The sequence below is a fragment of the Pseudomonas putida genome, assembly GCF_025905425.1.
Classification (GTDB): domain Bacteria; phylum Pseudomonadota; class Gammaproteobacteria; order Pseudomonadales; family Pseudomonadaceae; genus Aquipseudomonas; species Aquipseudomonas putida_AF.
Genome location: NZ_CP109603.1, coordinates 3,184,642 through 3,197,242, shown reverse-complemented (window position 1 = coordinate 3,197,242; position 12,601 = coordinate 3,184,642). Strand labels below are relative to the sequence as shown.

Annotated in this window: 10 protein-coding genes; 4 read left to right on the top strand and 6 right to left on the bottom strand. The window is 62.1% G+C overall.

The annotated features are described in order from the left end of the window. Positions 1-16: 16 nt before the first annotated feature. On the bottom strand, positions 17-457 hold the full coding sequence (locus OGV19_RS14255; protein WP_264309365.1) for an NUDIX hydrolase: 441 nt from the start codon (positions 455-457) through the stop codon (positions 17-19). A gap of 202 nt (positions 458-659) precedes the next feature. Then, on the bottom strand, positions 660-2,885 hold the full coding sequence (locus tag OGV19_RS14250; protein WP_264309364.1) for an NADP-dependent isocitrate dehydrogenase: 2,226 nt from the start codon (positions 2,883-2,885) through the stop codon (positions 660-662). Between the two features lie 415 nt (positions 2,886-3,300). Here OGV19_RS14250 and icd point away from each other — a divergent pair, with 415 nt between their 5' ends. Then, positions 3,301-4,557 carry an NADP-dependent isocitrate dehydrogenase gene (gene icd, locus OGV19_RS14245; RefSeq protein ID WP_264309363.1) on the top strand — a complete coding sequence of 419 codons (1,257 nt, stop codon included), beginning with the start codon at positions 3,301-3,303 and terminating at the stop codon, positions 4,555-4,557. Between the two features lie 70 nt (positions 4,558-4,627). Here icd and cspD read toward each other — a convergent pair whose 3' ends face one another. Then, positions 4,628-4,894, bottom strand: coding sequence for a cold shock domain-containing protein CspD (gene cspD, locus OGV19_RS14240; protein ID WP_264309362.1), 267 nt, complete (start codon positions 4,892-4,894; stop codon positions 4,628-4,630). A gap of 230 nt (positions 4,895-5,124) precedes the next feature. Between cspD and clpS the strand changes: the two genes are divergently transcribed. Next, the gene (clpS, locus tag OGV19_RS14235; protein ID WP_264309361.1) at positions 5,125-5,487 is read left to right on the top strand and encodes an ATP-dependent Clp protease adapter ClpS; all 363 of its coding nucleotides are present in this window, start codon (positions 5,125-5,127) and stop codon (positions 5,485-5,487) included. A 30-nt stretch (positions 5,488-5,517) separates the two neighbouring features. Beyond that, positions 5,518-7,788 carry an ATP-dependent Clp protease ATP-binding subunit ClpA gene (gene clpA, locus OGV19_RS14230; RefSeq protein WP_264309360.1) on the top strand — a complete coding sequence of 757 codons (2,271 nt, stop codon included), beginning with the start codon at positions 5,518-5,520 and terminating at the stop codon, positions 7,786-7,788. Between the two features lie 165 nt (positions 7,789-7,953). On the opposite strand, the gene infA is transcribed toward clpA, so the two are convergent. The 3 genes from infA to aat all read right to left on the bottom strand — a co-directional run bounded on the left by infA (position 7,954) and on the right by aat (position 9,720). Then, positions 7,954-8,172 (bottom strand): translation initiation factor IF-1, encoded by a 219-nt coding sequence (gene infA / locus OGV19_RS14225; protein WP_002553999.1) that lies wholly within the window; start codon positions 8,170-8,172, stop codon positions 7,954-7,956. 102 nt (positions 8,173-8,274) lie between these two features. After that, on the bottom strand, positions 8,275-8,982 hold the full coding sequence (locus OGV19_RS14220; RefSeq protein WP_264309359.1) for an arginyltransferase: 708 nt from the start codon (positions 8,980-8,982) through the stop codon (positions 8,275-8,277). A gap of 57 nt (positions 8,983-9,039) precedes the next feature. Beyond that, positions 9,040-9,720: a leucyl/phenylalanyl-tRNA--protein transferase gene (gene aat, locus OGV19_RS14215; protein WP_264309358.1), complete on the bottom strand. Its 681-nt coding sequence runs from the start codon at positions 9,718-9,720 to the stop codon at positions 9,040-9,042. 350 nt (positions 9,721-10,070) lie between these two features. Here aat and OGV19_RS14210 point away from each other — a divergent pair, with 350 nt between their 5' ends. Beyond that, the gene (locus OGV19_RS14210) at positions 10,071-12,542 is read left to right on the top strand and encodes a DNA translocase FtsK (protein ID WP_413470102.1); all 2,472 of its coding nucleotides are present in this window, start codon (positions 10,071-10,073) and stop codon (positions 12,540-12,542) included. Positions 12,543-12,601 lie beyond the last annotated feature (59 nt).

Here is a 12,601-nt window from a genome sequence, read left to right as displayed (position 1 = left end):
AACCCTAGGCCGCGCGTCAGTCGCGCAGCAGGGCGAGGCTGTGCAGGGGGCCTGCGAGGTAGTCGTCGATGCAGCGTGGCACCAGCTCGCTGCGCCAGCGCGTTGGGTCGGCCAGCAGTTCGTCGCGGGTCATCCAGACGGCGCGAACGATGTCGCTGTCCAGGCTCAGGTCGGCGTGGTGGCGTACGGGGCGGGCAGCGAAGCAGATGCGCTGGTAGGTGACGCCATTGCTTGGGGCGGTGTACAGGTAGATGCCAACGACGCCGGTCAGTTCGACTTCCCAGGCGGTTTCTTCGAGGGTTTCGCGCAGGGCGGCCTGGGGCAGGGTTTCGTTGGGCTCAAGGTGGCCAGCGGGTTGGTTGAAGACGTGCTGGTCGGCTTTGAATTCTTCGACGAAGAGGAATTTGCCTTCGTGCTCGACGACGGTAGCGACGGTGATGTGGGGTTGCCAGGTCATGCTTGTCTCCCATTTGATCGCTGGGGCCGCTTTGCGGCCCTTCGCGGGCAAGCCCGCTCCCACCGGTACTGCACAAGGCGCAGGTTTTGCGCGGTACCTGTGGGAGCGGGCTTGCCCGCGAAGGGCTGCGCAGCAGCTCCAATCCCAGAAAGCACAAACCCCGGTGCGTGGCCGGGGTTTGTGGGGTTACTTCAAGCGAACCTTACAGGGCGGCAATGGCGCTGTTGAAGGTTTGGCTCGGGCGCATCACCTTGGCAGTCAGCTCGGCATCCGGGGCGTAGTAGCCACCGATGTCGGCCGGCTTGCCCTGAACGGCGTTGAGCTCGGCGACGATGGTCGCTTCGTTCTCGGCCAGGGCTTTTGCCAGCGGGGCGAAGCGCGCCTGCAGGGCGGCGTCGTCAGCCTGAGCGGCCAGGGCTTCGGCCCAGTACAGGGTCAGGTAGAAGTGGCTGCCGCGGTTGTCGATACCACCGACTTTGCGCGAAGGCGACTTGTTGGTGTCGAGGAACTTGCCGGTGGCTTGGTCCAGGGTGTTGGCCAGGACCTTGGCACGCGGGTTGTCGTAGGTGTTGCCCAGGTGCTCCAGGGAAGCGGCCAGGGCCAGGAATTCACCCAGCGAGTCCCAACGCAGGAAGTTCTCTTCAACCAGCTGCTGCACGTGCTTGGGTGCCGAACCGCCAGCGCCGGTTTCGAACAGGCCACCGCCGTTCATCAGCGGGACGATCGACAGCATCTTGGCGCTGGTGCCCAGCTCCATGATCGGGAACAGGTCGGTCAGGTAGTCGCGCAGCACGTTGCCGGTCACCGAAATGGTGTCCTTGCCTTCGCGGATGCGGGCCAGGGAGAACTTGATGGCATCGACCGGTGCCAGAACACGGATGTCCAGGCCGGCGGTGTCGTGATCTTTCAGGTACTGCTGCACCTTCTCGATCATCACACCGTCGTGGGCGCGAGCCGGGTCCAGCCAGAACACCGCTGGGGTGTTGCTCAGGCGGGCACGGTTGACGGCCAGCTTGACCCAGTCCTGGATCGGCGCGTCTTTGGTCTGGCACATGCGGAAGATGTCACCGGCTTCGACGTTCTGCTGCAGCACGACCTGGCCTTTGCCATCGACCACACGTACCACGCCATCGGCCTGGATCTGGAAGGTCTTGTCGTGGGAGCCGTACTCTTCGGCTTTCTGCGCCATCAGGCCAACGTTCGGCACGCTGCCCATGGTGGTCGGGTCGAAGGCGCCGTTGACTTTGCAGTCTTCGATGGTGGCCTGGTAGATGCCGGCGTAGCAGCGATCCGGGATGACCGCCTTGGCATCTTGCAGCTCACCTGCGGTGTTCCACATCTTGCCCGAGTCACGGATCATGGCCGGCATCGAGGCGTCGACGATGACGTCGCTCGGCACGTGCAGGTTGGTGATGCCTTTGTCGGAGTTGACCATGGCCAGGGCCGGGCGAACGGCGTACAGGGCCTGGATGTCGGCTTCGATCTCGGCCTGCTTGTCAGCTGGCAGGTCCTTGATGCGGGCGTACAGGTCGCCGATGCCGTTGTTGGCGTTGAAGCCCACTTCAGCCAGTGCTGCGGCGTGCTTGGCCAGTACGTCGTTGTAGAACTCTTCGACGATGACGCCGAACATGATCGGGTCGGAGACCTTCATCATGGTGGCTTTCAGGTGGACCGACAGCAGTACGCCGGAGGCCTTGGCATCGGCGATCTGCTCGGCGATGAAGGCTTTCAGGGCCTTGCGGCTCATGGTGGCGCAGTCGACGATCTCGGCAGCCTTGACCGCAGTCTTGGCCTTGAGGACGGTGGTGGTGCCGTCTTTGGCGACCAGCTCGATGCGCAGGCTGTCGTCAGCCTCGATCAGTGCGGCCTTTTCGCTGCCGTAGAAGTCGCCTTGGGTCATGTGGGCAACGTGCGACTGCGAGTCGGCGGCCCAGGCGCCCATCTTGTGCGGGTGCTTGCGTGCGTAGTTCTTGACCGACAGCGGCGCGCGGCGGTCGGAGTTGCCTTCGCGCAGTACCGGGTTCACGGCGCTGCCCTTGATGCGGTCGTAACGGGCGCGGGATTCTTTCTCGGCCTCGGTGGACGGCTCGTCGGCGTAATCAGGGATGTTGAAGCCCTTGCCTTGCAGTTCCTTGATCGCGGCCTTGAGCTGCGGTACCGAGGCGCTGATGTTCGGCAGCTTGATGATGTTGGCTTCAGGGGTGGTAGCCAGTTGGCCCAGTTCCGCCAAGTGATCGCCTACTTGCTTCTCGGCGCCCAGTTGCTCCGGGAAAGCCGCGAGGATACGGCCAGCCAGGGAAATGTCGCGAGTTTCGACGGCGATGTCAGCCGAGGCGGTGAACGCTTCGACGATCGGCAGCAGCGAGTAGGTGGCGAGGGCGGGGGCTTCGTCGGTGAAGGTATAGATGATCTTGGAACGGGTGGGCATGCGGGTTAACTCTCTATGTGCTGAGCGTACTCGAGTCTCGAGGTGCGCAGGGTAGGCGCTTCGCCCTGGCGACGCCATGAGCGGAAAGTCGAGAGGCTGCGAGCGGTGATGGTGGATGCATCAGTCGAGCGTCAAGTGCTGAACTGCGGTAACAGCCCAGGCTTCGTGGCCATTCATGGCCAAGGGCGAGCCGCATTTTCCTAGGGTTCGCCCCGGTGACCCTTCGGTCGCGGCGCAGTATATCAAACCAATCGGGCTATTCAGCAAGGCGAAGTGACATCGGCGCCATTTATAAGACCAAAGACGTAGGGGCAATGTGGTGTGTTGTCGCAGTGCTTGCAGGTCGGCGGATGTGGTTTAGGCTCAGTGGGATCGCAGGATGTCCAATCACACCCGATAGCGGAGTAGTGCAAGCATGGGATACCAGAAAATCAAGGTTCCGACCGACGGCGCCAAGATCACCGTCAATGCAGACCATTCGCTCAATGTGCCTGACAACCCCATCATTCCTTTCATCGAAGGCGATGGGATCGGCGTCGATGTCTCGCCGGTAATGATCAAGGTGGTGGATGCCGCCGTGCAGAAGGCCTACGGCGGCAAGCGCAAGATCGCCTGGATGGAGGTGTACGCGGGCGAGAAGGCCACCCAGGTTTATGACCAGGACACCTGGCTGCCGCAGGAAACCCTCGACGCGGTGCGTGAGTACGTGGTGTCGATCAAAGGCCCGTTGACCACGCCGGTCGGTGGCGGCATCCGTTCGTTGAACGTGGCCTTGCGCCAGCAGCTTGACCTGTACGTGTGCCTGCGCCCGGTGGTGTGGTTCCAGGGCGTGCCGAGCCCGGTGAAAAAGCCTGGCGATGTGGACATGGTGATCTTCCGCGAGAACTCCGAAGACATCTACGCGGGCATCGAGTGGAAGGCCGGGTCGCCCGAGGCGAACAAGGTGATCAAGTTCCTCAAGGAGGAGATGGGCGTCACCAAGATCCGCTTCGACCAGGACTGCGGCATCGGCGTCAAGCCGGTCTCCCGCGAGGGCACCAAGCGCCTGGTGCGCAAGGCCTTGCAGTATGTGGTGGACAACGACCGTGAATCGCTGACCCTGGTGCACAAGGGCAACATCATGAAGTTCACCGAAGGGGCCTTCAAGGACTGGGGCTACGAGGTAGCACGGGATGAGTTTGGCGCCGAGCTGCTCGACGGCGGTCCGTGGATGAAGTTCAAGAACCCCAAGACCGGCCGCGAGGTCGTCGTCAAGGACGCCATCGCCGACGCCATGCTCCAGCAGATCCTGCTACGCCCGGCCGAGTATGACGTGATCGCCACGCTCAACCTCAACGGTGACTACCTGTCCGACGCCCTCGCGGCGGAGGTCGGTGGCATCGGCATCGCGCCGGGCGCCAACCTGTCCGACACCGTGGCCATGTTCGAGGCCACCCATGGCACCGCGCCCAAGTACGCCGGGCAGGACAAGGTCAACCCAGGCTCGGTGATTCTGTCGGCAGAGATGATGCTGCGCCACATGGGCTGGACCGAGGCGGCCGACCTGATCATCAAGGGCACCAATGGCGCGATTGCCGCCAAGACTGTGACCTACGACTTCGAACGCCTGATGGACGGGGCGAAGCTGGTGGGCAGCTCGGGCTTCGGCGATGAGATGATCAAGCACATGTAAGGCAAGAGAAAACCGGTCGCCTGGCTAAAGAGACGACCGGTTTTTTCGTATACCGGCAGGGAGCAGTGGTTCAGGCTCTCGCGGTTTCGCTCGCGGTCTGGCCTTGGGCCTTGGCCGCCGTAGCGGTAACGGCCTCCTTGCCCTTTATATTGACCGCGTGCAGGCCTTTGGGGCCTTGAATGATGTCGAACTCCACGGTCTGGCCGGCCTTGAGCGTCTTGTATCCGTCCATCTGGATGGCCGAGTAATGGGCGAACAGGTCTTCGGATTTACCTTCCTCGTTGATGAATCCGTAGCCCTTAGCATTGTTGAACCACTTGACTTTACCGCTTGCCATCCCTATGTCCCTCTGCAAAGGACTCCATCACTGGAGTATCATCCACTTCATCCGCATACGAACCATGCGAAAAATCTGGTTGACTGCGCGGATCTTTATCGACCACGGTGGGTTCTTATTGGTTGTAACACCGTTTTGCCGATAGTCAAGGTCATGCGGCGCGTGCGCTGGAGGCTGACTTTGCGCTCAACCCACAACTTTAACCTGTCGATCATGATGAAATTCTTTCCATGCATGCACCTAGTGAGATTCGACTAACATTCAATCAGGATCGCCCGCAATCGAATGAGGAGGACGGCTCCGGTCTCGCTGTCCAGGAAGCCAAGCCGATCCTGCAGGCGCCACCCATGTACAAGGTGGTTTTGTTCAACGATGACTACACACCAATGGATTTCGTCGTCGAAGTGCTCGAGACGTTCTTCAGTCTGAACCGCGAGCTGGCGACCAAGATCATGCTGACCGTCCATACCGAAGGGCGGGCAGTGTGCGGATTGTTTACCCGTGACATCGCCGAAACAAAGGCCATGCAGGTCAACCAATACGCCAGGGAAAGCCAGCATCCGCTACTCTGTGAAATCGAGAAGGACGGTTAATCGCCGACCACTTGGGTATGAGGTGAAGCTATGTTAAACCGCGAGCTCGAAGTCACCCTCAATCTGGCCTTCAAGGAGGCTCGTTCGAAGCGTCATGAGTTCATGACCGTCGAACATCTGCTGCTGGCACTCCTTGACAATGAGGCTGCCGCGACCGTTCTGCGCGCCTGTGGCGCCAATCTCGACAAACTCAAGCACGACCTGCAAGAGTTCATCGATTCCACCACGCCCTTGATTCCGGTCAACGACGAAGACCGCGAGACCCAGCCGACCCTGGGCTTCCAGCGCGTGCTGCAGCGTGCCGTGTTCCACGTGCAAAGCTCTGGCAAGCGCGAAGTGACCGGTGCCAACGTGCTGGTGGCGATCTTCAGCGAACAGGAAAGCCAGGCTGTGTTTCTGCTCAAGCAGCAGAGCGTGGCCCGTATCGACGTGGTCAACTACATTGCCCATGGCATTTCCAAGGTGCCGGGCCATGGCCCGAACACCGACGGCGAGCAGGAAATGCAGGACGAGGACGGTGGCGAAACGTCATCGTCGAGCAACCCGCTGGACGCCTATGCCAGCAACTTGAACGAACTGGCACGTGCCGGGCGTATCGACCCGCTGGTGGGCCGTGAGCAGGAAGTCGAGCGTGTCGCCCAGATCCTGGCGCGTCGGCGCAAGAACAACCCGCTGCTGGTCGGTGAGGCCGGGGTGGGCAAGACGGCCATCGCCGAAGGCCTGGCCAAGCGTATCGTCGACGGTCAGGTACCTGACCTGCTGGCCCAGAGCGTGGTGTACTCCCTCGATTTGGGTGCGCTGCTGGCCGGCACCAAGTACCGTGGCGACTTCGAGAAGCGCTTCAAGGCGCTGCTCGGCGAGCTGCGCAAGCGTCCGCAGGCGATTTTGTTCATTGACGAGATCCACACCATCATCGGCGCCGGTGCGGCTTCCGGTGGGGTAATGGATGCGTCCAACCTGCTCAAACCGCTGTTGTCGTCCGGCGACATTCGCTGCATCGGCTCGACCACCTTCCAGGAGTTTCGCGGCATCTTCGAGAAAGATCGTGCATTGGCGCGGCGCTTCCAGAAGGTCGATGTCAGCGAGCCTTCGGTGGAAGACACCGTGGGGATCCTGCGCGGGCTCAAGGGCCGGTTCGAGAGCCACCACAACATCGAGTACAGCGACGAAGCCTTGCGCGCCGCCGCCGAGCTGGCCTCGCGCTACATCAATGACCGGCACATGCCGGACAAGGCCATCGACGTGATCGACGAGGCGGGTGCCTACCAGCGCCTGCAGCCTGAGGCAAACCGGGTCAAACGTATCGAAGTGCCGCAGGTCGAAGACATTGTCGCCAAGATTGCGCGCATTCCGCCTAAGCATGTCACCAGTTCCGACAAGGAGCTGCTGCGCAACCTGGAGCGTGATCTGAAGCTGACCGTGTTCGGTCAGGATCCTGCCATCGACTCACTGGCTACTGCGATCAAGTTGTCCCGTGCAGGGCTCAAGGCGCCCGACAAACCGGTCGGCTCGTTCCTGTTCGCCGGGCCAACCGGTGTCGGCAAAACCGAAGCGGCGCGGCAGTTGGCCAAGGCGCTGGGTGTTGAGCTGGTGCGCTTCGACATGTCCGAGTACATGGAGCGGCATACCGTTTCGCGCCTGATCGGTGCGCCGCCGGGCTACGTCGGGTTCGATCAGGGTGGCCTGTTGACCGAAGCGATCACCAAGCAGCCGCATTGCGTGCTGCTGCTGGACGAAATCGAGAAGGCGCATCCGGAAGTCTTCAACCTGCTGCTGCAGGTGATGGACCACGGCACGCTGACCGACAACAACGGGCGCAAGGCGGACTTCCGCAACGTGATCCTGATCATGACCACCAACGCCGGGGCTGAAACCGCGGCGCGGGCTTCGATCGGGTTTACCCATCAGGACCATGCGTCCGATGCCATGGAGGTCATTCGCAAGAGCTTCACGCCGGAGTTCCGCAACCGTCTGGACACCATCATCCAGTTTGGCCGCCTGAGCCACGAGACGATCAAGAGCATCGTCGACAAGTTCCTTATCGAACTGCAGGCCCAGCTGGAAGACAAGCGTGTACTGCTGGAAGTCAGCGATGACGCACGCGGCTGGTTGGCGGCCTCGGGCTACGATGTGCAGATGGGTGCGCGGCCAATGGCGCGGCTGATCCAGGACAAGATCAAGCGGCCGCTGGCCGAGGAGATCCTGTTTGGCGAGCTGGCCGAGCATGGCGGCGTGGTGCACGTCGACCTGCGCGATGGCGAACTGGTGTTCGACTTCGAGACCACGGCTGAGGTTGCCTGATAGCGGGGCCGCTATGCGGCCCATTCGCGGGCAAGCCCGCTCCCACAGGTGTCACATGCCCTTGTGGGGGCGGGCTTGCCTGCGAATGGGCTGCGGAGCAGCCCCTTGCAATCTTGAGTGCACAAAAAAGCCCGGCACTTGGCCGGGCTTTTTCATGGCTTGGGCTTAGCGCGCACGGTAAGTGATGCGGCCTTTGCTCAGATCGTAAGGTGTCAGTTCGACGCGGACCTTGTCGCCAGTGAGAATACGGATGTAGTTCTTGCGCATCTTTCCGGAGATGTGCGCGGTTACGACGTGCCCGTTTTCCAACTCCACGCGGAACATGGTGTTGGGCAGGGTGTCGACGACAGTACCTTCCATTTCGAAGCTGTCTTCTTTCGACATGCAGTTGAGCCCTCGGTATCCAGTGTTGGCCCGACGCATAACCGCACCGGGCAAAAAAGTGGCGTGGATTATGCCGGAAAATAGTGTTTCAAGCCAATGCTTTCAGTTGAGGGTGACCCAGCGCTGGTTGATCAGCAGCTCGATGGGGCGATACTGCGTCTTGTAATTCATCTTCTTGCAGTTCTTGATCCAGTACCCGAGGTAAACCGCCTCAAGATTCTGCCGCAGGGCTTCGGTGATCTGCCAGAGGATGGCGAATCGGCCCAGGCTGCGGCGCTCTTCATCGGGCTCGTAGAAGGTGTACACCGCCGATAGGCCGTTAGGCAGCAGGTCGCACACCGCCACTGCCAGCAGGCGCCCCGCCAGGCGGAACTCGTAGAACCAGCAGAACGGCAGGTCGCGCACTAGGAAGGTGGAGAACTGGTCGCGGCTGGGCGGGTACATGTCGCCGTCGGCGTGACGGATCTCGATGTAGCGCCGGTACAGGTCGAAGTACTCTTCCTTGAACGCCGGGCGGGCAGCGGTTACGGTCAGGTCGGCGTTACGCTTGAGGATGCGTCGCTGCTGGCGGTTGGGGATGAAGCGCGCCGCCGGAATGCGTGCCGGTACGCAGGCGTTGCAGTTCTGGCAATGGGGGCGGTACAGGTGATCGCCACTGCGCCGAAAACCCATCTCCGAGAGGTCGGCGTACACGTTCACGTCCATCGGCTGGCTGGGGTCGAGAAACAGCGTGGTCGCTTGCTCCTCGGGCAGGTAGCTGCAGGAGTGGGGCTGAGTGGCATAGAACTTCAACCGCGCCAACTCTGTCATGATCAACCCCCTCGGTGAGACTTTGCCTTTAAGTGTAAGCCAGCTATGAGAACTCGCCTAGCGAACCCAGGTGGCGCTGTTGGGCTGATCGAGGTAGCGCTCCAGGTACCCGGCAAACTCGGCGCGGCTGATGGCGCGGGCGCCAAGGCTGTGCAGGTGGTTGGTCGGCATCTGGCAGTCGATCAGCACAAAACCGGCCTGGCGCAGGTGCGTGACCAGGGTCACGAAGCCGACCTTGGAGGCGTTGTCGGCGCGGCTGAACATCGATTCGCCGAAAAACAGGCGGCCCATGGCCAGGCCGTACAGGCCGCCGACCAGCTCACCGTCCTGGCGTACTTCCACCGAGTGGGCATGGCCGCGTCGGTGCAGCTCGCAGTAGGCGGCGCGCATGGTGTCGGTGATCCAGGTGCCGCCGCTGTAGTCGCGTGGCGCCGCGCAGGCGGCGATCACGGCGGCGAAGTCGGTGTCGAAGCTGACCTGGTAGCGGCCCTGGCGGATGAACTTGGCCAGCGAGCGCGAGACGTGCAGCTCGTCTGGCAGCAGCACGGTGCGGGGGTTGGGTGACCACCAGAGGATCGGCTGGCCGTCCTGGTACCAGGGGAAGCAGCCGTGGCGATAGGCCTGCACCAGGCGTTCGGGGCTCAGGTCGCCGCCGGCGGCGAGCAGGCCGTTGGGTTCATGCAGGGCCTTTTCCAAGGGCGGAAAGGTCAGCGAGTCGCGGGTCAGCCAGGTGAGCATGGTCTATTGTGCGGTGGGGGAGGGGAGCGGCCAGCATGGCGTGGCTGAAAAGCAGGGTCAATCGTTGAAATCCATTCGCTGTGACTCCAGGTATTTTCCCGCACATTCATGTGGCCACAGGCACCAACCGGGACATTTGCTGTCATACCTGTGCAAAAACACAGCATAAGCCTTTGTCACAAAAGAAAATGCATGCTCAAATTGCAGCTAAGTGAAAGTAGCACCCTCAAGCCCATGTGCGGCGCGCCGTCATGGCGGCTAGCGGGCAGTAATGTTAAAAGTAGTGGTTCATTGGCCGGGCACCGGCCGATCACTATTGGACGCGCAGCACGCGCAGGAATAGACGCGTTTTGAAGAAATCCACCGCAACTCCAGCTCCCTTGCCAGTGCCTATGTGGCGGCAGCAGCTGCACTATCGCCTGAAGGAAGGTGCGTTGATCGCCGTCGGCGCCATGTGCCTGTACCTGTGGATGGCGCTGCTGACCTACGACACCTCCGACCCTGGCTTCAGCCACACCAGCAACGTTGACCAGGTGCAGAACGCCGCCGGGCGAGCGGGCGCCTACTTCGCCGATATCCTGTTCATGGTGCTGGGCTATTTCGCCTATATCTTCCCGCTGCTGCTGGCGATCAAGACGTTGCAGATCTTCCGCGAACGCCACCAGCCCTGGGAATGGAGCGGCTGGCTGTTCTCCTGGCGCCTGATTGGGCTGGTGTTCCTTGTGCTGTCGGGCGCGGCCCTGGCGCACATCCATTTCCACCCGCCGGCGAGCCTGCCGTTCTCGGCGGGCGGCGCCCTGGGTGAAAGCCTCGGCGAGCTCGCGCGCAGCCTGCTGAACGTGCAGGGCAGCACGCTGATGTTTATTGCCCTGTTCCTGTTCGGCCTGACGGTGTTCACCGACCTGTCCTGGTTCAAAGTGATGGACATGACCGGCAAGATCACCCTCGACCTGTTCGAACTGGTGCAGGGTGCTGCCAACCGCTGGTGGGAAGCCCGCAACGAGCGCAAGCGCCTGGAGGCGCAGTTGCGCGAAGTCGATGAGCCGAGCTTCAACACGGCGCCAATGGCCGCGCAGAAGCGCGAGCCGGTCAAGCCACAGCTGCGCGAGCGCAACGTCGAACGCGACGAAGCGCCGGCCCGGCCTGCTGCGCCGCGCGAACCTGTGGTGCCACGCGAGACCTTGGTGGCCCGCGAGGCGGTGGCGCCGCGTGAGCAACCCGCAGCCCCGGTGATCATCCCTCCCGCCCCGGTTAAGGCGCCGGAGCCAAGCAAGCGGGTGATGAAGGAGAAGCAGGCGCCCCTGTTCGTCGACAGCGCCGTGGAAGGCACGTTGCCCTCCATTTCCATCCTCGATCCGGCCGAGCAGAAGAAGATCGAGTACTCGCCAGAATCCCTGGCCGGCGTTGGCCAGTTGCTGGAAATCAAGCTCAAGGAATTCGGCGTGGAGGTTTCGGTGGACTCCATCCACCCAGGCCCGGTCATTACCCGCTACGAAATCCAGCCGGCGGCCGGCGTCAAGGTCAGCCGCATCGCCAACCTGGCCAAGGATCTGGCGCGATCCCTGGCCGTGACCAGCGTGCGCGTGGTCGAGGTGATCCCGGGCAAAACCACCGTGGGTATCGAGATCCCCAACGAAAACCGGCAGATGGTGCGCTTCTCCGAAGTGTTGTCGTCGCCATTGTTCGACGAATCCAAATCGCCCGTCGCGCTGGCGCTGGGGCATGACATTGGCGGCAAGCCGGTGATCACCGACCTGGCCAAGATGCCGCACCTGCTGGTCGCCGGTACCACCGGTTCCGGTAAGTCGGTGGGTGTGAACGCGATGATCCTGTCGATCCTGTTCAAGTCCGGGCCGGAAGATGCGCGGCTGATCATGATCGACCCGAAAATGCTCGAACTGTCGATCTACGAGGGCATCCCGCACTTGCTGTGCCCGGTGGTTACCGACATGAAGGACGCCGCCAACGCGCTGCGCTGGAGCGTGGCCGAGATGGAGCGGCGCTACAAGCTGATGGCCGCCATGGGCGTGCGTAACCTGGGCGGCTTCAACCGCAAGATCAAGGACGCCCAGGAAGCGGGCGAGGTCATTCACGACCCGCTGTACCGCCGCGAAAGCATGGACGATGAGCCGCCTGCGCTGAAGACCCTGCCGACCATCGTGGTGGTGGTCGACGAATTTGCCGACATGATGATGATCGTCGGCAAGAAGGTCGAAGAGCTGATCGCCCGTATCGCCCAGAAGGCCCGTGCCGCTGGTATTCACCTGATCCTCGCCACCCAGCGCCCGTCTGTGGACGTGATCACCGGCCTGATCAAGGCCAACATCCCGACTCGCATGGCGTTCCAGGTGTCGAGCAAGATCGACTCCCGCACGATCATCGACCAGGGCGGCGCCGAGCAGTTGCTCGGTCACGGTGACATGCTCTACATGCCGCCGGGCACCAGCCTGCCGATTCGTGTGCATGGCGCGTTCGTTTCCGATGACGAAGTGCACCGTGTGGTGGAGGCCTGGAAGCAGCGCGGCGCGCCGGACTACAACGACGACATCCTCAACGGCGTCGAAGAGGCCGGCAGTGGCTTCGAAGGCGGTGGTGGTGGCGGTGACAGCGACGATTCGGAAAGCGATGCGCTGTATGATGAGGCCGTGCAATTCGTGCTCGAAAGCCGTCGTGCGTCCATTTCGGCGGTGCAGCGCAAGCTGAAGATCGGCTATAACCGCGCCGCCCGCATGATTGAGGCGATGGAGATGGCCGGCGTGGTCACCCCGATGAACAGCAACGGCTCGCGGGAAGTGATTGCCCCGGGCGGCCCGCGCGATTGATGAACACCTTGCCGGGCGCCAACGGTGGCGCCCGGCCTTTTCAATGCTCAATGAGGATT